We start from the raw sequence: 18,436 nt of genomic DNA on the forward strand, positions 1-18,436 counted from the left end.
AACTAACTAAGTTACATGAAACGCAACAGCCGACTGTCCTCGACCCTGCATATCCTCGTCCATATGGCCGACGCCCCCGAGCGGGCACTGACCTCCGAACAGCTTGCCGGCTTCATCCACACCAACCCGGTGGTGGTGCGCCGCACCATTGCCGGGCTGCGGGAGGCCGGCATCGTCACCTCGTCGCGCGGCCATGGCGGCGGCTGGCAGCTCGGCCGCGCGCCGGACAAGATCTCGCTGGCCGAGATCAGCGGCGCGCTCGGCGAGACGCTGTTGCCGTTCAGCACCGAACCGGAAAGTCCCGGATGCCTAGTCGAGCAGGCGGTGATCGCCGTGCTCGACGATTTTCGCCTGGAGGCGGAAAGGCTGCTCACTGAGCGGCTCAGCCATATCACGCTGGCCGACCTGACGGCCGATTTCCGCCGCCGTTATGACCTCATTGGAGTATCCAGCCATGCAGTATGATGTGATCGTCGTCGGCGGCAGCTTTGCCGGCCTGTCCGCCGCCATGTATGCGGCGCGCGGGCGGCGCAAGGTGTTGGTGATCGATGCCGGCGAGCCGCGGAACCGCTTTGCCGAGCATTCGCACGGCTTCTTCGGCCAGGACGGACGGGCGCCGGCGGACATTCTCGGCGAGGCCAGGGCACAGCTGCTCGCCTATCCCGCCGTCACGATGATCGAGGGCCGCGCCGAGCGGGCCGCCATTGCCGGCACTGGATTCGAGGTCCGGATGGACGATGGCGAGCGTTTCGGCGCGACGCGGCTGGTGCTCGCCACCGGCGTCCGGGACATCCTGCCGGATGTTCCCGGACTGGCCGCGCATTGGGGCAAGACGGTGCTGCATTGTCCTTATTGCCACGGCTACGAAGTGGCCGGCGGGCCGCTCGGCGTGCTGGCGACTGGACCGATGTCGCTGCACCAGGCCGAGCTGATCTCCGACTGGGGCGATGTCACGCTGTTCGCCGACGGTTTGTTCGAACCGGACGCTGACCAGGCGCGGGCGTTGGAGAAGCGCAACATCCGGTTCGAGCGGGGCAAGGTGAGCGAAGTGCAGAACGACGGGTCCGGCGGCCTGGTCGTCAGGCTCGACGGCAATCGCAGCGCGAGCGTGCGGGCGCTGTTCACCGCGCCGCGCAACGTGATGGCAAGTCCGCTTGCCGAACAGCTTGGCTGCGCCTTCAACGAAGGCCCGCTCGGCAAGGCGGTCGTCGTGGATGACAAGCAGCAGACATCGGTGCCTGGCGTCTTCGCGGCAGGAGACGCCGCGCGCCTGATGCACAACATCGCCTTCGCGGTGTCGGGCGGCGCGATGGCCGGGGTTGCGGCGCACCAGTCGCTGGTGTTCGGCTAGCTCTTATTCCTTGGGCGACGTCAGGCCGCGGCGATACTGACCCGGGCGCCGGCCTGGCTCAGCGCTGCGGCTATATCGCGTGGCGGCGGCTGGTCGGTGGCAAGCTCGGAAAAGCCGTCGAAGCCGCAGACCCGGACCAGGCCTTGCCGGCCGAACTTGGAATGGTCGGTGACGACCAGCGAGCGCTGGCCGCGCGACAGCACCATGCGGGCGAACTCCGCCTCGTCCAGATCGTAGTCGGTCAGGCCGGCGGCCGCATCGACGGCTCCGATCGAGATCACCGCATGATCGACCGAAAAGCGGCTGACGAACTCGATCGCCGAAATGCCGAAAGCCGCGCCCGAATCGCTGCGCAGCTCGCCGCCCGCCATGTAGACCTTGTTGCCGTTCACCGTCGCCAGCGTGCGGGCAATGTCGGAGGAATTGGTGACCACCGTCAGCCGGCGATGGCCGAGCAGCTCGCGCGCGAGGAAGGAGGTGGTCGTGCCGGTATCGAGCATGATCGCCTCGCCATCGCGGATCGTAGCCGCGACCATCCTGGCGATCAGGCGCTTGGCTTCGGCATTCTCGCGCATGCGCCGCTCGAACGGCGCCTCGCCCACAATCGAGGCAAGGCCCACGGCGCCGTGCATCTTCAGCACCGACCCGTCATCGGCGAGCGGCTTGACATCGCGCCGCACGGTTTCCAGCGAGACGCCGAGCCGCTCGGCGAGGCTGGCTATGGTGATCGTGCCCTCCTCGCTGAGGAGCCGCAGGATTTCGCCGTGCCGTTTCGAATGGATCATCGGTGTGTCCGGGAATTCTGACCGAATTTAAGGCTTTGCCGACGCTTTGAAAGGAGTCGCTTATATTTTCGGGCAAAACACCCAAAAAAGGTCACAGCTTTTGGATTGACAGCGCTGCCACGCTGGCGTGACATTGACCTTGTGACAGGCTCGGAACTGCCGCGGGAGGGTGATGGCAGAGCCGCAACCTAGTGACCAGATCGCCTGGAACCAGCCAGGCGCGAGCTTTTATCGAATCCGCGGGGGCGGATGCCGGGATATCATACCTGGCCAAGGGGCTCGTCGGTGCGGTGCGGGATACCGATCCTGGCGTCTCGCACCGACGAGGCTTTTTTGTTTCGTTCCATCGTTGTTGTCCGCGGGGTCGGCTGAGGCCGGAGCGAAGCTGTGAATGCCGAAGACCGCATCCGCGCCTTGCCGTGCTGGAACGGCGGCATCGAGATCGAGCCGCTGCCGGGCGGCCTCAGCAACGCCAATTATGTCGTCACCGATGCGGCCGGGCGGCATGTCGTGCGCTTCGGCCAAGACTTCCCGTTCCACCATGTCTTTCGCGAACGCGAGGTGATGACCGCGCGGGCCGCGCATGCAGCGGGCTTCGCGCCCGCCGTGCACTATGCCGAGCCCGGCATCCTGGTGACGGAGTTCCTCGGCGCCAGGACCTTCCTCGCTGAAGACGTGCGGACCAATCTCGGCCGCGTGGCGGCGCTGCTGCGCGGCTTTCATCGCGAGATGCCGAAGCATGTCTCCGGCGCCGGTTTCATGTTCTGGGTGTTCCACGTCATCCGCGACTATGCGCGCACACTGGACGAGGGCGGCAGCCGCAAGAGGGCTGAGCTGCCACGTTATCTGGCCCTGGCGGACGAGCTCGAGCGGGCGCAAAAACTGCTGCCCATCGTCTTCGGCCATAACGATCTTTTGCCGGCAAACATCCTCGACGACGGCAAGCGGCTGTGGCTGATCGACTTCGAGTATGCCGGCTTCAACACGGCGATGTTCGACCTCGCCGGCGCCGCGTCCAATGCCGGCCTGAGCGATGACGAATCCTTCGCCTTCATGACCGCCTATTTCATGAAGGAACCGGACGGCGAAATTCGCCGATCGCATGCCGCCATGCAATGCGCCTCCCTGCTGCGCGAAGCGATGTGGAGCATGGTGTCCGAGCTCTATCTCAACGCGCCCGGCATCGACTATGTCGCCTATAGCGAGGAAAACCTCGTCCGGCTCGACGCGGCGCTGGACAACTACCGGACGAAATACGGAACCAGATCATGACCTTGCCCAGCCATGCCGAAATCGTCGTCATCGGCGGCGGCATCATCGGCTGTTCCACTGCCTACCACCTGGCGCGCGACCATAGGGCGGACGTGGTGCTGCTCGAGCAGGGCAAGCTGACCTCGGGCTCGACCTGGCACGCCGCCGGCCTGGTCGGGCAGCTGCGCTCCTCCGCCTCGATCACGCGCGTGCTCAAATATTCGGTCGAGCTCTACAAAGGGCTGGAGGCCGAGACGGGCCTGGCGACCGGCTGGAAGATGACCGGATGTCTGCGGCTGGCGACGAATGCCGACCGCTGGACCGAGTTCAAGCGGCTGGCGACCACGGCCAAAAGCTTCGGCATGGATATGCAGCTGCTGTCGCTGGCGGAAGTGAAGCGCATGTGGCCGCTGATGGAGACAAGCGACCTTGTCGGCGCTTCCTGGCTGCCGACCGACGGGCAGGCAAGCCCCTCAGACATCGCCCAGTCGCTCGCCAAGGGCGCGCGCATGCATGGCGCGAAACTGTTCGAGGGCGTGCGCGTCACAGGCTTTACGATGAAGGACGGCCGCATCACGGCGGTGAAGACTTCACAGGGCGACATCGCCTGCGACAAGGTGGTGAACTGCGCCGGACAATGGGCAAGGCAGGTCGGCGCGATGGCCGGCATCAACGTGCCGCTGCAGCCGGTCAAGCACCAGTACATCATCACCGAGAAGATCGCGGGCCTTGCGACCGACGCGCCGACAATCCGCGACCCCGACCGTCGCACCTATTTCAAGGAGGAGGTCGGCGGGCTGGTGATAGGCGGCTACGAGCCCAATCCGCAGGCCTGGGCAACCGGACTTCCCGGCGGCGATGTCCCGAACGACTGGGAGTTCCGGCTGTTCGACGACGACTACGATCATTTCGAGCAGCACATGGCCCAGGCGATCGCGCGCGTTCCGGCGCTGCAAACCGCCGGCGTCAAGCAAATGATCAACGGTTCGGAGAGTTTCACGCCGGACGGCAACTTTGTCCTCGGCGCAGCGCCCGAATGCGCCAACATGTTCGTCGGCGCCGGCTTCAACGCCTTCGGCATCGCTTCAGGCGGCGGCGCCGGCTGGGTGCTGGCGCAATGGGTGGCCGACGGCGAGGCGCCGCTCGACCTGTGGGTGGTCGACATCCGCCGTTTCTCCGGCCTGCACCGCGACCGCGACTGGGTCCGCGACCGCACGCTGGAGGCCTATGGCAAGCACTACGCGATCGACTTCCCGCACGAGGAATATCTCTCCGGACGCCCTCGCATCGTCTCGCCGCTCTATGAGCGGCTGAAGATGCATCGCGCCGTGTTCGGCTCCAAGCTTGGCTGGGAGCGGCCGAACTGGTTCGCGCCGGACGGCGCGGCCGCCGAGGACGTCTATTCGATGGGCCGCCAGAACTGGTTCGGCCCGGTCGGCGACGAGCACCGTCATGTGCGCGGGAAGGTCGGCATCTTCGACCAGTCCTCCTTCGCCAAATACGAGCTGACCGGCACTGACGCGCTGAAGGCGCTCGACTGGATCTGCGCCAACGATGTCGACAAGCCGGTCGGACGGCTGACCTACACGCAGCTTCTCAATACGCGCGGCGGCATCGAGGCCGACCTCACCGTGTCGCGGCTCGGCGAGGACCGGTTCTACATCGTCACCGGCACGGGCTTCCGCACGCATGACCTGTCCTGGATCGGCGACCATATAGGCCCCGGCCTCGACGCCAGGCTGACCGACGTCACGGAGGATTTCGGCACGCTGTCGCTGATGGGGCCGCGCGCTCGCGACGTGCTGTCGGCGGTGACGAACGCCGATGTCTCAAACGCCGCCTTCCCCTTCGGCCATGCGCGCGAGATCGCAATAGCCGGCCACAGCGTGAAGGCGCTGCGCGTCACCTATGTCGGGGAACTGGGCTGGGAGCTGCATGTGCCGATCGCCGCCACCGGCGAGGTTTTCGATGCGCTGATGGCGGCGGGCAATGCGCATGGCATTCGCCCGGTCGGCTACCGGGCGCTGGAATCGCTGCGACTGGAGAAGGGCTATTGCGCCTGGGGTTCCGACATCACGCCGAACGATATGCCGCAGGAGGCGGGGCTCGGCTGGGCCGTGAAGCTTCGCAAGAATACCGACTTCGTCGGACGCCGGGCGCTGGAGAAGGCAGCCGGCAAGCCGCCGACGAAACGCTTTGCCGGCTTCACGGTGGACGACCCGGAGATCGTGCTGGTCGGACGCGAGACGATCCTGCGCAATGGCGAGCCGGTCGGCTATCTCACCAGCGGCGGCTACGGCTACACGGTGGAGAAGAACATCGGCTACGGCTATGTGCGCAATGCCGACGGCGTCAGCGACGATTTTCTGGCCTCGGGCGACTATGAGCTTGTCGTGGCGATGGAGCGCACGCCGGCAAAGATCCATCTCGAGGCGATGTACGATCCGGCCGGAGCAAGGATAAAGGCCTGATCGAGGGACGGTCAGCTGACGCGCAGCACAAGCCCCCTGCTCTGCACGGTATCGGACTCGCCCGGCATCGAGGCGTAAGGCGCCGTTTCCTCGACGCGCTTCAACCTGCCCTGAGCCTCAAGTCCGGCAATGCGCTCGGCGAAGCCTGATTGCCACAGCGTGTTCTTGACGGTCAGCACGATGATCCCGCCTGGACGGCAGATGCGGATCAACTCGTCCAGCCCCTCGATCCCGACATGGCCCGAAGTGAAGACGCCCGCCGAAATAATGCCGGCATAGACGCCGTCGGCGAAGGGCAAAGCGTCGCCCATCGCCAGGCGATGCAGCGCACTGTAGACGCCCTTGGCGCCGGCCTTGTCCAGCATGCCTTGCGAGATGTCGAGCGCCTCGACCTTCGGATAGCCGGTGATGGCCAGCCATTCGCCGATCAGGCCAGTGCCGGCGCCGGCATCGAGCAAGGGTTCGGCGCCGCGCGGCAGGTGCCTGGCAAGCAGCGCCAGGCAGATCGTCGGGTGGCGATAGCCGGCGGCCGACATGTCAGCATCATAGGTCTCGGACCAGCTGTCATAGATCGCCGCCACTTCCTCAGGCCGCTTCGCGGCGTAGGCCGCGCTTAGCGAGCCGCTGTGCTTGCCGTCCGCCATTTCTGCTCCCACCGCCGATTCGTACCCGCATGGTAGCCAAGCGGTAAAAACTGTGGAACCGTTCCGCTGTAAAACATCGTGTGATGGTAAAGGGGATGACGATGGAGGAGGCGCGGGCTGCGTTGGCCGCCATTCCGGCGCTGGCAGGCTATGACGGACCACTGGAGCGTTTGGGCGGCTTGACCAACATGGTCTATCGGGCCGGCGAAGCGTGTCTGCGCATTCCCGGCAAAGGCACGCAAGAATATATCAACCGCGCCAACGAGGCGGTGGCGGCGCGCGAGGCGGCCAAGGCCGGAGTCAGCCCCGAGGTGCTCTATGCCGATCCGGCGTCCGGCCTGATGGCGACGCGCTTTATCGCCGGTGCCGAGACGATGTCGCCGGAGAAATTCAAGGCGCGGTCGGGCAGCCCCGCGCGAGCGGGCTACGCCTTCCGCAAGCTGCATGCTTCGGGCGCGGTGTTTCCCTTCCGCTTCGAATTGTTCGCGATGATCGACGACTATCTCAAGGTCTTATCGACGAAGGACGTGGCGCTGCCCGCCGGCTATCACGACGTGGTGCGCGAGGCAGGCGCGGTGCGCGCCGCGCTTGCCGCGCACGCCATCCCGCTCGCCGCCTGCCACTGCGATCCGCTGTGCGAAAATTTCCTCGATACGGGCGAGCGGATGTGGATCGTCGACTGGGAATATTCCGGCATGAACGATCCGCTGTGGGACCTCGGCGACCTTTCGGTCGAGGGCAGGTTCGATGCGGACCAGGATGAGGAACTGATGCGCGCCTATTTCGGCGGCGAGGCGAGGCCGGCGGCGCGCGGACGTATCGTCATCTACAAGGCGATGTGCGACCTTTTATGGACGCTCTGGGGATTGATCCAGCTCGCCAACGACAATCCGGCCGACGATTTCCGCGCCTATGCCGACGGTCGCTTTGTCCGCTGCAAGGCGCTGATGGAGACCGCGGAATTTTCGCGGCATCTGGCGTCTGTTCGCCTGGGCTAGACCGTGATGGCGTTTCGTTGAATCGCCATCACGATCTAACTCTTTGTGGGAGCATGATCCTTCTCCGAAAACCGGTTCCCACTTTTCGGGATCATGCTCTAGACCCGTCGCGACGCTCTACCTGAAAACCCTCTGGATCTCGTTCAACGACCCTGTTTCGTCGGACTTTCTGCAATACCAGATGATGAGCGCGATGGTGCCGATGGGGAACAATCCCGCGAGCAGCTGGTGCCAGCCGCTTCTGTTGATGTCATGCAGCCTGCGCGCGGTCATGGCGAGTGTCGGCAAAAGGATGGCAAGATTCCAGATCGATGAGATAAATTCATTTCCGACAACGGCATCAACAACGATCATGATCACGCCGACAATAACAATGAACAGATAGGCGTACCAGAACTCCGAGCGACTGGCCCTGCCGGAAAAATTCACATAATTTCGGAAGAAACTTGCTATCGCTTCACCAAAATTCATCGAAGGCGGCGTGTCCCCGAAACGATTGACGCCGGCTGGCGGCGCCCTCAAGACAAACAACAACGGCACGCCGATAATGATCAGCACTATAAGCCAATGCCATATAGAGAAACTGCCCATGATTACCCCCCGCAATAGCGCAATTTTCCGGGCCATGGATATCCTGCCGGTCCCGCCGGAATCAATTACAGATTGCACCCGGCAGGCGATTTGCACCGGAAATATTTTTCGAGCGAAGGCCAGAGCAATTTCAGGAAAAGTATGAAGCGGTTTTCCGTCTGAAATTACGTCAGAACAAGGAGATGGGCATTTCACCGTTTCCGTAAAACGTGAAATGCCTTGGGCGAGGTCGCCCGGGTCTAATTCACGCCCTTCGGCACGTTCTCGGGCGGCACCTCGATCTCCACCACCTTCTGACGATGGAAGATGAACAGGCCGGCAAGCACGACGATCGCTGCGCCGATCAATATGCGCGGCCCCGGGACATCGCCGAAGAACATGAGGCCGAAGACCACAGCCCACAGGAGCAGCGTGTAATGCAGCGGCGCCAGCGTCGAGGCCGGCGCCAGCTTCAGCGCCCTCGTAATCATCAGATGCGCGGCGCAGGAGACGACGCCGAGCAACAGCATGGCGCCGAAATCGAGCGCCGATGGCGTGCGCCAGGTGCCGATGGTAAGCACGCCGCCGACGATCAGCGTGCCGATCGTCTGCCAGGTGACCAAGGTCGTGTCGCTGGTGCCGCGCAGGAGGCGGCCGAGGATGATGGCGAAGCCGAAGGCGATGCTGCCCACCAGCGCGAAGCCGGATGACATGGAGAAAGCCGCCGAGGACGGCTTGAGGATGATCAGCACGCCGCAGAAGCCGACCAGGATCGCCAGCCAGCGCCGCCAGCCGACCTTTTCGCCGAGCAGCAAGTGCGACAGCGCCGCGACATAGATCGGCCCGGCCATATAGAAGCTCATCACGTCGGCGAGCGGCAGGTAGACGACCGCGGCGTAGAAAAGCCCGGTATCGGCGGTGGTGGCCACGACACGCAGTAACTGCAAAAGCGGCCGGTCCAGGTGAAACAGCCTGGCCGTGCCCTGGTTGGCGATCATCGGGCCCAGCACGATGAAGGCGCCGATCGAGCGGATCAGCACCACCTGTCCGACCGAGAAGGAGGCGACCAGCCATTTGCCCATCGCGTCGTTCAGCGCGAACATGAAGTCGCCGGCCAGCATCAACAGGATGCCGGCGAGCAACACGTTCCTGATCGTGAAATTTCGGGCGAGCAAGGCCATGCCGCTCCCTAGTCGCAAGCGGCCGGCTTGACGAGGGAAATCCGGAGCATCGGTAAGACCAGCGGCGGAAATCGGCTGGTTCTAGCCTGCCTTATGCCGCCGGTTGACCTGCGCCGGCCGGCCCGTGATCGACAGTCTGGTCTCCTGCTTCGTCCGCTCAGCCACCACCTTGCCCCTGGCGATGACGCAGAGGCGTTCGGGGCGCAGGCGAACGGCCTCGATCGCATTGCCGGCATCGAGCACAACGAGGCTCGCCCGCTTGCCGACGGCAAGGCCCAGATGATCGAGCCCCATGATGGCGGCGTTGACATTGGTCACCATGTCGAAGCAGCGCGCCATGTCGGCCGGGCTCGACATCTGGGCGACATGCAGGCCCATGAAGGCGACGTCGAGCATGTCGGCGGTGCCCAGCGAATACCAGGGATCGAGCACGCAATCCTGGCCCCAGCCGACGCGGATGCCGAGCGCCTGCATCTCCTTGACCCGGGTCAGGCCGCGCCGCTTCGGGAAGGTGTCGTGGCGCCCCTGCAGCATGATGTTGATCAGCGGATTGGGGATTGCCGATACACCGGCCTCGGCGATGAGCGGCAAAAGCTTCGAGACGTAATAATTGTCCATCGAATGCATCGATGTGAGGTGCGAGCCGGCCACCCTGCCCTGCAACCCAAGGCGCTGCGTTTCATAGGCCAGCTGCTCGATATGGCGCGACAGCGGATCGTCGGTCTCGTCGCAATGCATGTCGACCATCAGGCCGCGTTTGGCCGCGATCTCGCAAAGCTCCGTCACCGAGCGGGCGCCCTCGGCCATGGTGCGCTCGAAATGCGGGATGCCGCCGACGATGTCGACGCCCATGTCGAGCGCGCGGATGGTGTTTTCACGAGCATTCGGCGAGCGGTAGAGGCCGTCCTGCGGAAACGCGACCAGTTGCAGGTCGATATAGGGCGCGACGGTTTTCTTGACATCGAGCAGGGCTTCGACCGCGAGCAGCCGGTCGTCGCAGACATCGACATGGCTGCGGATCGCGAGCAGGCCCATCGACACGGCCCAGTCGCAATAGGCGAGCGCGCGCTCGCGCACGGCCTCAGGCGTCAAAAGCGGCTTCAGCTCGCCCCAGAGCGCGATGCCCTCGAGCAGCGTGCCCGACGCGTTGATGCGCGGAATGCCGTAGGAGAGCGTGGCGTCCATATGGAAATGCGGATCAACGAAAGGCGGCGAGACGAGATTGCCGCTCGCGTCGATTTCGGCCGGCGCCGAACCCTCGAGCTTTGGTTCGATCGCGACGATGGTCTCGCCGGCAATGCCGATATCGGCAATCCTGCCATCCGGCAGTGTGCCGCCGCGCACGATCAAGTCGAAATCCATTTGTCGTCACCCTTTTCCAGGAATCGGCAACCATCGTGACCGAAAAGACAGCCTGCCGCAGCCTTTTCTTTCCCCCGATGGCGAAAGGTTCCATCCGGCGTCAACTCGCTCTATAAGCCGCCACGCGCCCTTGTGGCGAATCCGAATTTCTCGCAGCCAGCCATAGGATCGGCCGTTGTTTCGCTTCTTCCGCTCGACGGAAAACCAACGCCTCATCGCGAGGCTGGTAAGAGAATCCTTCCATGACCATAAGTTCGGCTATGGCGCGGCCATATTGTCGATGCTGGTGGTCGCCCTCATGACGGGGGCAAGCGCCTGGATCCTGCGCGAAATCACCAACGAGTTCGTGGTCTATAAGCGGATAGACCGCGTCAACCTGATTGCCGGGGGTGTGGCGGCGATCTTTGTTCTCAAGGGCATCGCGACTTTCGTCCAGACCTATTTCATGAGCCGCGTCGGCAATGCCATCATTGCCGACCGGCAGCGCAAGATCTACGACCGTATCCTGGCGCAAGGCATCGAATTCTACCATTCGACCTCGTCTTCCGACCTGATCACCCGCATGACCAACAACGCGCAGGCGGCGCGCAGCGTGCTCGACCTCGTCGTCACGTCCTATGTGCGCGACCTGGTGACGTTGGTTGTGCTGGTGATGGTCATGGTCTGGCAACAGCCGGCGCTGTCGCTGATCTGCTTCGTCGTCGGACCGGTGGCGATCTATGGCGTCAACCGCATCCTGAGACGCGTCCGCAAGATCGCGGCGATGGAATTCATCTCGCTCGGCCAGATCGTGCATGTGATGCAGGAAACGGCGATCGGCGTGCGGGTCGTCAAATCCTTCAATCTCGAAGCCGCTATGCGCAAGCGCATGCACAAGGCGGTGTCGGACGTCGAAACCCGTGCCAACAACATCGCCACGCTGGAAGCCGCCACCAGCCCGGTGATGGAAACGCTGGCCGGGCTGGCGATTGCCGGCGCCGTGCTGGTCAGCGGCCTGCTGGTGCTGCAGGGCGGCCAGATGCCGGGCAACATCATGGCCTTCATCGCCGCGCTGCTGCTGGCCTATGAGCCGGCAAAGCGCCTGGCCCGCGTCCGCATCTCGCTGGAGACGGGCATCGTCGGCGTGCGCATGATGTTCCAGCTCGCCGACCGGCCGCTGACGCTGGCCGAGAAACCCGGCGCCACGCCGCTGCAACCCGGTCCGGGCGAAATCCGCTTCGACAATGTCAGCTTCGCCTATCCGGAAAGCCCTCCGGTGTTCGAAGGATTCAACCTGACGCTTGACGCCGGCAAGATGACGGCGCTGGTCGGACCGTCGGGCAGCGGCAAGTCGACGATCTTGAACCTGATCATGCGCATGTATGATCCGCAGACCGGCAAGGTGATGTTCGACGGCCAGGATATCTCGTTCGCGACGCTCGATTCGCTCAGAAGCAAGATCGCCTATGTCAGCCAGGACACGTTCCTGTTTGCCGGCACGGTCATGCACAACATCCGCCTCGGCCGCCAGGACGCGACCGACCAAGAGGTAATCGCCGCCGCCAAGGCCGCCAACGCGCATGACTTCATCAGCGCCATGACCAAGGGTTACGACACGGAGGTTGGCGAGAACGGCTCGCTATTGTCCGGAGGCCAGCGCCAGCGCATTTCGATCGCGCGCGCCATGCTGCGCAACGCCGAGATCCTGCTGCTCGACGAGGCGACCAGCGCGCTCGATGCCGAATCGGAAGCGCTGTTCCGCGACGCGCTGCAGCAGCTTACCGTCGGGCGCACGACGATCGTGATCGCGCACCGGCTGTCGACCGTGCACCAGGCCGATACGATCGTGGTGCTGGAAAAGGGCAAGGTGGTGGAAAGCGGCCCGCACAAGACGCTGCTCAAGCAGGGCGGGCTCTACCAGAAGCTTTATGAATATCAGCTGATGCCGTGACGCAGCGCCTCTCCTTCTCCCCTTGCGGGAGAAGGTGTCGCCGAAGGCGACGGATGAGGGGTGTTCCCGGCCTGGTGGCGCCGTTCATCCAGTCGGAATTTGCGAGCGTCTCGCTCCGCTGGAGCACCCCTCATCCGTCTCGGCGCTGCGCGCCGATCCACCTTCTCCCACAAGGGGAGAAGGGGAAGCGCTCCTTACTCCGGCACCTTCCTGACCGCGCCCTTGTCGGCGCTGGTGGCGAAAGCCGCATAGGCACGCAATGCCGTCGTCACCTTGCGCTTGCGCTTCTCGGCCGGCTTCCAGGCGTCGGCGCCCTTAGCGTTCATCGCAGCCCGACGCGCTTCGAGCTCGGCATCGCTGATGGCGAGGCGAATAGTGCGGTTGGGTATGTCGATCTCGATCGTGTCGCCTTCCTGGACCAGGCCGATGGCGCCGCCTTCGGCGGCTTCCGGCGAGACATGGCCGATGGACAGGCCCGACGTGCCGCCGGAGAAGCGGCCGTCGGTGATCAGCGCGCAGGCTTTGCCGAGGCCCTTCGACTTCAGGTAACTGGTCGGGTAGAGCATCTCCTGCATGCCGGGGCCGCCGCGCGGTCCCTCGTAGCGGATGACGACGACGTCGCCGGCCTTGATCTCGTTGCCGAGGATCGCCTTGACCGAGGCGTCCTGGCTTTCGAAGACGCGGGCCGGGCCGGTGAATTTCAGGATCGACTCATCGACGCCAGCAGTCTTCACGATGCAGCCGTCGAGCGCCAGATTGCCCTTCAAGACGGCAAGACCGCCATCCTTCGAGAACGGCGTCTCGGCCGAGCGGATGACGCCCTTCTCGCGGTCGAGATCGAGCTCGTCCCAGCGGCGGTCCTGGCTGAAGGCGACCTGGGTCGGCACGCCGCCGGGGGCAGCGAGGAAGAAGTCGCGGACATTTTCGGCAGAGGTGCGCGAAATATCCCAGTGGTCGAGGGCCTCGCCGAGGGTGGCGGTATGGACGGTCGGCAGGTCGCGGTTGATCAGGCCGGCCTCGTCGAGCTGGCCGAGAATGGCCATGATGCCGCCGGCGCGGTGGACGTCCTCCATGTGGACATCGGACTTGGCCGGCGCCACCTTGCAGAGCACCGGCACCTTGCGCGACAGCCGGTCGATGTCCTCCATGGTGAAGTCGACCTCTCCTTCATGCGCGGCGGCAAGGATATGCAGCACCGTGTTGGTCGAACCGCCCATGGCGATATCGAGCGCCATGGCGTTCTCGAAGGCACCCTTGGAGGCGATGCTGCGCGGCAGTGCCGTTTCGTCGTCCTGTTCGTAATAGCGCTGGGCGAGATCGACGACGAGATGGCCGGCCTCCACGAACAGGCGCTTGCGGTCGGCATGGGTGGCCAAGGTCGAGCCGTTGCCCGGCAGCGACAGACCCAGCGCCTCGGTCAGGCAGTTCATCGAATTGGCGGTGAACATGCCGGAGCAGGAGCCGCAGGTCGGGCAGGCCGAGCGCTCGATGACCTTGACGACCTCATCGGAGATCTTGTCGTCGGCGGCCGCGACCATGGCGTCGACCAGATCGAGCGCCTGCGCCTTGCCGGCCAGCACCACCTTGCCGGCCTCCATCGGGCCGCCCGAAACGAAGACGGTCGGGATGTTGAGGCGCAGCGAGGCCATCAGCATGCCAGGGGTGATCTTGTCGCAGTTGGAGATGCAGACCATGGCGTCGGCGCAATGCGCGTTGACCATATATTCGACGGAATCGGCGATCAGCTCGCGCGACGGCAGCGAATAGAGCATGCCGTCGTGACCCATCGCGATGCCGTCGTCGACGGCGATAGTATTGAACTCCTTGGCGACGCCGCCAGCCTTCTCGATCTCGCGCGCGACGAGCTGGCCGAGATCCTTCAGGTGGACATGGCCCGGGACGAACTGGGTGAAGGAATTGACCACCGCGATGATCGGCTTGCCGAAATCCGAATCCTTCATGCCGGTGGCGCGCCAGAGGCCGCGAGCGCCGGCCATGTTGCGGCCATGGGTGGTGGTGCGGGAACGATAGGCGGGCATTCGATTGTCCTTGCTGGCTGGCCACACCGATGTGGCGGGCGGCGCTCGAATTTAGTCGGCAGCGGTTATAGCGGCCACGTTCCGGCATGACCACCATTTTGCGCTGCGCCAGCATGCTTCGGCAAATTTGCGCTTTCAGGAAATTTTTGCTGCCGCTGTCGGATGACGCCTCGCTGAGGCGTCCTTGAGGCAAACGGCATCGAAATGGCACGAAATCGCCACCGAACCGTTTGACAACGAAGCCAACATGAAGCCCGAGGAGCAAGGCATGCAGAAGATCACCACCTTCCTGTGGTTCGACGACCAGGCCGAGGAGGCCATGAACCACTACATCTCCATCTTCAAGAATTCGAAGGTGCTGAGCGTGACGCGCTGGCCCAAGGGCCATCCCCAGGAAGGCCAGGTGCTGGTCGCCTCGTTCGAGCTCGACGGCGTGCAATTCCAAGCCCTCAACGGCGGGCCGCAATACAAGTTCACCGAAGCGATCTCGCTGTCGATCGACTGCAAGACGCAGGAAGAGGTGGATCATTTCTGGACTAGGCTCACCGAAGGCGGCGAACCGGGACGCTGCAGCTGGCTGAAGGACAAGTTCGGCGTTTCCTGGCAGGTCGTGCCGGAGCAACTGCCGCGCCTGCTTCTGGATCCGGACCGGGAGAAGGCCGGCCGCGTGATGTCGGCGATGATGCAGATGGGCAAGATCGAAATCGACAAACTCGAAGCGGCAGCCCGAGGATAATCGAGGCCGGCGCTGCCCCTCATCTGCCCTTTGGGCCACCTTCTCCCCGTCGAATGGGGAGAAGGAAGAGGTTACGCTGCCTTGTCGCGCACCTGGTAATCCTTGACCGCGGCGAAGCGGATCACTTTCCAGCGCTCGGCTTCGTAATTCAGCGAGAAGGCGTGCTGGGCGAGAAAGACCGGATCGTTGTCGAGATCGCGGGCGATGTCGCCGCGATGCGCCTCGATGAAACGCTGCACCTCCGCCTTGTCGTCAGCCGAGATCCAGCGGCAGACCGAGAAACGCGACATCTCGAAATCAACCGGCAGCGTGTATTCGATGTTCAGCCGTTCCTTCAGCACGTCGAGCTGCAGCGCGCCGACGACGCCGACGATGGCTGGCGAACCGTCCTCCGGCGAGAACAGCTGCACCACACCCTCTTCGGCCATCTGGTGCAGCGCTTCCTTCAGCTTCTTGGCCTTCATGGCGTCACCGAGGCGCACGCGGCGCAGGATTTCCGGGGCGAAGTTCGGCACGCCGCGGAACAGGATCTCCTCGCCTTCGGTCAGTGTGTCGCCGATGCGCAGCGTGCCGTGGTTGGGGATGCCGACGACGTCGCCGGCGAAAGCCTCGTCGGCGGTGACGCGGGTGCGGGCGAAGAAGAACTGCGGCGCCGACAGGCTCATCGGCTTACCGGTGCGCACCAGCTTGGCCTTCATGCCGCGCTCAAGCTTGCCCGAGCAGACGCGGACGAAGGCGATGCGGTCGCGGTGGTTCGGATCCATGTTGGCCTGGATCTTGAAGACGAAGGAGGTCATCTTCTCCTCTGTCGCCTCCACAGTTCGCTCGTCGGCTTCCTGGGCGCGCGGCGGCGGGCCGTAGGCGCCGAGCGCCTCGATCAGGTCGCGCACGCCGTAATTGCGCAACGCCGAGCCGAAATAGACTGGCGTCAGGTGGCCTTCGCGAAAGGCTTCCACGTCGAGCGGACGACAAGCCTCCCGCGCGAGTTCCAGTTCCTCGATGAAGGCCTCGCGCTCGTTTTCGGGCAAAAGGCCGGCGACGCGGTTGGAATCGGGCCCGTTGACTGGCGTGCGCTCCTTTTCCGCGTCGCCCTTGCGCACCGCGTTCAGCGCCAGATGGTAGGTGCCGGAAAAGGTCCTGCCGCGGCCGATCGGCCAGGTGACCGGCGCGGTGTCCAGCGCCAGCTTCTGCTCGATCTCGTCGAGGATTTCGAACGGATCGCGGCTCTCGCGGTCCATCTTGTTGACGAAGGTTATGATCGGAATGTCGCGCAGCCGACAGACCTCGAACAATTTCAGCGTGCGCGGCTCGATGCCCTTGGCGGCGTCGATGACCATGACCGCCGAATCCACCGCCGACAGCGTGCGATAAGTGTCGTCGGCGAAATCCTCGTGGCCGGGCGTGTCGAGCAGGTTGAAGACGTTGTCGTCATATTCGAAGGTCATCACCGAGGTAACGACCGAGATGCCGCGCTCGCGCTCGATCTTCATCCAGTCGGACCGGGTCTGGATGCGGTCCTTCTTGGCCTTAACCTCGCCGGCGAGCTGGATGGCGCCGCCGAACAGCAGCAGCTTTTCGGTGAGCGTGGTCTTGCCGGCGTCAGGGTGCGCGATGATCGCGAAGGTGCGGCGGCGCGATACCGCCAGTTCGATGTCTTCTGCCAATTTTTGGAATCCTGTCTGTGGCGCGGGCTTCTAGCAGCGCATTGCCAGCCTGTCGACGGTTTTGGACAGACCGGTTCGACCGGCGCAGCAGAGAGACGTGCCGTCGGCAAAAGACCTTGGTCCTCAATTCCACATTCCGTCGCGATCGGTCTTGCCGCCGTACCTGGTGACCGACAATATTTCCAAGCGTTTGATACCGATGTCGCGCAATAGGTAGTCCGGCAACTCGTCCAGCCAGGCGCGATCCCTGCGGATGCGGACGATCCGCGCGAGGACGCGCAGGCCGGAACGGCATAATTCGACTGCTGTCGCGAAGAAACGCCCGTTAACGGACGGGCGGGCGACGGGCCTCATTCCCATGCGAAGGGTTGGCATGATCATCTTCCTTTTGTTTGAACGAAGGGATCGGGAGGGCCGTGCAGGCCCTCCCGAAGACGCTGCGCGTGTCAGGACCGGTCGTGCTCGCAGCTCACATAGGGGTTCCAGTCGGCGAACATGCCGGCCGGGTTGTGCCGCCAGTGCCAGACATGGAGCTCGTAATACGGGTCCACCGGATGGACTCCCACCGGCGTCTTGCGCTTCAGGGTGCGGCCGAGGAATTCGGGTACGCCTTTGCCCTTCCAGTCCTTTTCGAAGACGATGTATTCCATGCCGACGAGCTGCATCGAGCCATCGGCCTCCGGCTCGTAGGTCAGCACATCTGGCTCGCCGAGCACGAGCCTGCCGTCGCCGGCCCGCTCGGGATGGATGAAGTGGACGCCCATCGTTCCGTGCTGGTCATGCGTCGTGCATTCGAACAGTTGCCGATAGCCGTCCGCCTTGGCGACCTCGATGTCGAAATACTTGGCCGCCATCTCCCGAGACCGGTTGAGCACCGGATCGGGCATGTCGTGGGCGACCGCGGTGCCGCAAAACAGCGCGGAGGCGCCGACGGCAAGGACAATTTCGGCAAAGCGCTTCACGATCGATCCTCCCCGTCAGGCTGCGGCGTAAGCCGTCGTCGGATCGAACAGGCGCTTGACCTGCGTGATCTTCGTTGCCGGGAAGCCGCTCATCTTGGCATGACGCTGGATGATCGCCTCGTCCTTGGCGAGATAGACGCAAAAGGTCTTGTCGTCCGCCACGAAGGATTCGACCCACTGGATGTCGGGGCCAAGCTCGGCCAGAACGGCATTTGAGGCCTTGGACGCATCGCGAAGCTGCTCGCGCTCGAAGGTGCCGACCTTGGGAATCTCGCGTTCGATGATGTATTTCTGCATATCATAATCTCCTTGATCTGGGTTCAAATGCCACCGGGCGCCCGACCAGGTCGGTGCCCGTGACATCCCGGGGGCCGCTGAGCTAAACTGCAGCTTGGCCCGCCAGGCAGACGGAGAATTACGAAAGAGGCGGCCAACAGTCCTTACGCCGCCCTTATCTTATTCTGATCCTTTGCCTATTGCCGTTACAGGGAT

At 63.9% G+C, this 18,436-nt stretch carries 17 protein-coding genes; 7 read left to right on the forward strand and 10 right to left on the reverse strand.

Translation table 11 applies throughout. From position 1 onward, the window contains the following. The first annotated feature begins 15 nt into the window (after window positions 1–15). Together CK219_RS07350 and CK219_RS07355 are read left to right on the forward strand one after the other, a co-directional pair. Window positions 16–465 carry an Rrf2 family transcriptional regulator gene (locus CK219_RS07350; RefSeq protein ID WP_095766069.1) on the forward strand — a complete coding sequence of 150 codons (450 nt, stop codon included), beginning with the start codon at window positions 16–18 and terminating at the stop codon, window positions 463–465. Then, the gene (locus CK219_RS07355; RefSeq protein WP_095766070.1) at window positions 455–1,351 is read left to right on the forward strand and encodes an NAD(P)/FAD-dependent oxidoreductase; all 897 of its coding nucleotides are present in this window, start codon (window positions 455–457) and stop codon (window positions 1,349–1,351) included. Before CK219_RS07350 ends, CK219_RS07355 begins: the two co-directional genes overlap by 11 nt. Window positions 1,352–1,371: 20 nt before the next feature. Here CK219_RS07355 and CK219_RS07360 read toward each other — a convergent pair whose 3' ends face one another. Further along, window positions 1,372–2,136 (reverse strand): DeoR/GlpR family DNA-binding transcription regulator, encoded by a 765-nt coding sequence (locus tag CK219_RS07360; protein WP_095766071.1) that lies wholly within the window; start codon window positions 2,134–2,136, stop codon window positions 1,372–1,374. Window positions 2,137–2,523: 387 nt separating this feature from the next. On the opposite strand from CK219_RS07360, the gene CK219_RS07365 reads away from it, so the two are divergent. Both CK219_RS07365 and CK219_RS07370 read left to right on the forward strand, forming a co-directional pair. Beyond that, on the forward strand, window positions 2,524–3,408 hold the full coding sequence (locus CK219_RS07365; RefSeq protein ID WP_095766072.1) for a phosphotransferase family protein: 885 nt from the start codon (window positions 2,524–2,526) through the stop codon (window positions 3,406–3,408). Continuing rightward, complete coding sequence (locus tag CK219_RS07370; RefSeq protein ID WP_095766073.1) at window positions 3,405–5,858, forward strand: FAD-dependent oxidoreductase; 2,454 nt, start codon at window positions 3,405–3,407, stop codon at window positions 5,856–5,858. Before CK219_RS07365 ends, CK219_RS07370 begins: the two co-directional genes overlap by 4 nt. An 11-nt stretch (window positions 5,859–5,869) precedes the next feature. On the opposite strand, the gene CK219_RS07375 is transcribed toward CK219_RS07370, so the two are convergent. Beyond that, window positions 5,870–6,502: a class I SAM-dependent methyltransferase gene (locus tag CK219_RS07375; RefSeq protein WP_095766074.1), complete on the reverse strand. Its 633-nt coding sequence runs from the start codon at window positions 6,500–6,502 to the stop codon at window positions 5,870–5,872. A 95-nt stretch (window positions 6,503–6,597) separates the two neighbouring features. Here CK219_RS07375 and CK219_RS07380 point away from each other — a divergent pair, with 95 nt between their 5' ends. Further along, on the forward strand, window positions 6,598–7,500 hold the full coding sequence (locus CK219_RS07380) for a phosphotransferase family protein (protein WP_095766075.1): 903 nt from the start codon (window positions 6,598–6,600) through the stop codon (window positions 7,498–7,500). A 117-nt stretch (window positions 7,501–7,617) separates the two neighbouring features. On the opposite strand, the gene CK219_RS07385 is transcribed toward CK219_RS07380, so the two are convergent. The 3 genes from CK219_RS07385 to CK219_RS07395 form a co-directional block, all read right to left on the reverse strand. Then, window positions 7,618–8,091 carry a DUF805 domain-containing protein gene (locus CK219_RS07385; RefSeq protein WP_095766076.1) on the reverse strand — a complete coding sequence of 158 codons (474 nt, stop codon included), beginning with the start codon at window positions 8,089–8,091 and terminating at the stop codon, window positions 7,618–7,620. 239 nt (window positions 8,092–8,330) lie between these two features. Continuing rightward, window positions 8,331–9,251 carry a DMT family transporter gene (locus CK219_RS07390; protein WP_095766077.1) on the reverse strand — a complete coding sequence of 307 codons (921 nt, stop codon included), beginning with the start codon at window positions 9,249–9,251 and terminating at the stop codon, window positions 8,331–8,333. Window positions 9,252–9,332: 81 nt separating this feature from the next. Further along, a complete protein-coding gene (locus tag CK219_RS07395; RefSeq protein WP_095766078.1) occupies window positions 9,333–10,613 on the reverse strand; it encodes an amidohydrolase family protein in 1,281 nt (426 codons plus the stop codon). Between the two features lie 175 nt (window positions 10,614–10,788). Between CK219_RS07395 and CK219_RS07400 the strand changes: the two genes are divergently transcribed. After that, the gene (locus CK219_RS07400) at window positions 10,789–12,543 is read left to right on the forward strand and encodes an ABC transporter ATP-binding protein (protein WP_095766079.1); all 1,755 of its coding nucleotides are present in this window, start codon (window positions 10,789–10,791) and stop codon (window positions 12,541–12,543) included. A 194-nt stretch (window positions 12,544–12,737) separates the two neighbouring features. Here the strand turns inward: CK219_RS07400 and ilvD are convergent, their stop codons facing one another. Continuing rightward, a complete protein-coding gene (ilvD, locus tag CK219_RS07410; protein ID WP_095766081.1) occupies window positions 12,738–14,582 on the reverse strand; it encodes a dihydroxy-acid dehydratase in 1,845 nt (614 codons plus the stop codon). Between the two features lie 268 nt (window positions 14,583–14,850). Between ilvD and CK219_RS07415 the strand changes: the two genes are divergently transcribed. Further along, the gene (locus CK219_RS07415; protein WP_095766214.1) at window positions 14,851–15,318 is read left to right on the forward strand and encodes a VOC family protein; all 468 of its coding nucleotides are present in this window, start codon (window positions 14,851–14,853) and stop codon (window positions 15,316–15,318) included. A gap of 71 nt (window positions 15,319–15,389) precedes the next feature. Here the strand turns inward: CK219_RS07415 and CK219_RS07420 are convergent, their stop codons facing one another. The 4 genes from CK219_RS07420 to CK219_RS07435 all read right to left on the reverse strand — a co-directional run bounded on the left by CK219_RS07420 (window position 15,390) and on the right by CK219_RS07435 (window position 18,241). Continuing rightward, entirely contained in the window at window positions 15,390–16,982 is a 1,593-nt protein-coding gene (locus CK219_RS07420) for a peptide chain release factor 3 (RefSeq protein ID WP_095766082.1), read from the reverse strand. Between the two features lie 123 nt (window positions 16,983–17,105). Then, window positions 17,106–17,357 (reverse strand): DUF1127 domain-containing protein, encoded by a 252-nt coding sequence (locus CK219_RS07425; RefSeq protein ID WP_176476951.1) that lies wholly within the window; start codon window positions 17,355–17,357, stop codon window positions 17,106–17,108. A 71-nt stretch (window positions 17,358–17,428) separates the two neighbouring features. Next, window positions 17,429–17,944: a hypothetical protein gene (locus CK219_RS07430; protein ID WP_095766084.1), complete on the reverse strand. Its 516-nt coding sequence runs from the start codon at window positions 17,942–17,944 to the stop codon at window positions 17,429–17,431. 15 nt (window positions 17,945–17,959) lie between these two features. Further along, window positions 17,960–18,241, reverse strand: a complete 282-nt coding sequence (locus tag CK219_RS07435; RefSeq protein WP_067003570.1) for a DUF4242 domain-containing protein — start codon at window positions 18,239–18,241, stop codon at window positions 17,960–17,962. Window positions 18,242–18,436: the final 195 nt, after the last annotated feature.

Source organism: Mesorhizobium sp. WSM4313 (genome assembly GCF_002294725.1).
In the GTDB taxonomy this organism is placed as follows: domain Bacteria; phylum Pseudomonadota; class Alphaproteobacteria; order Rhizobiales; family Rhizobiaceae; genus Mesorhizobium.

What these genes read in the sequence shown, in the direction of transcription:
- CK219_RS07350 (WP_095766069.1), top strand. Translation starts at nt 16, where the DNA reads ATGAAACGCAACAGCCGACTGTCCTCGACCCTGCATATCCTCGTCCAT.
- CK219_RS07355 (WP_095766070.1), top strand. Translation starts at nt 455, where the DNA reads ATGCAGTATGATGTGATCGTCGTCGGCGGCAGCTTTGCCGGCCTGTCC.
- CK219_RS07360 (WP_095766071.1), bottom strand. Translation starts at nt 2,136, where the DNA reads ATGATCCATTCGAAACGGCACGGCGAAATCCTGCGGCTCCTCAGCGAG.
- CK219_RS07370 (WP_095766073.1), top strand. Translation starts at nt 3,405, where the DNA reads ATGACCTTGCCCAGCCATGCCGAAATCGTCGTCATCGGCGGCGGCATC.
- CK219_RS07375 (WP_095766074.1), bottom strand. Translation starts at nt 6,502, where the DNA reads ATGGCGGACGGCAAGCACAGCGGCTCGCTAAGCGCGGCCTACGCCGCG.
- CK219_RS07380 (WP_095766075.1), top strand. Translation starts at nt 6,598, where the DNA reads ATGACGATGGAGGAGGCGCGGGCTGCGTTGGCCGCCATTCCGGCGCTG.
- CK219_RS07385 (WP_095766076.1), bottom strand. Translation starts at nt 8,091, where the DNA reads ATGGGCAGTTTCTCTATATGGCATTGGCTTATAGTGCTGATCATTATC.
- CK219_RS07390 (WP_095766077.1), bottom strand. Translation starts at nt 9,251, where the DNA reads ATGGCCTTGCTCGCCCGAAATTTCACGATCAGGAACGTGTTGCTCGCC.
- CK219_RS07395 (WP_095766078.1), bottom strand. Translation starts at nt 10,613, where the DNA reads ATGGATTTCGACTTGATCGTGCGCGGCGGCACACTGCCGGATGGCAGG.
- ilvD (WP_095766081.1), bottom strand. Translation starts at nt 14,582, where the DNA reads ATGCCCGCCTATCGTTCCCGCACCACCACCCATGGCCGCAACATGGCC.
- CK219_RS07415 (WP_095766214.1), top strand. Translation starts at nt 14,851, where the DNA reads ATGCAGAAGATCACCACCTTCCTGTGGTTCGACGACCAGGCCGAGGAG.
- CK219_RS07425 (WP_176476951.1), bottom strand. Translation starts at nt 17,357, where the DNA reads ATGCCAACCCTTCGCATGGGAATGAGGCCCGTCGCCCGCCCGTCCGTT.
- CK219_RS07435 (WP_067003570.1), bottom strand. Translation starts at nt 18,241, where the DNA reads ATGCAGAAATACATCATCGAACGCGAGATTCCCAAGGTCGGCACCTTC.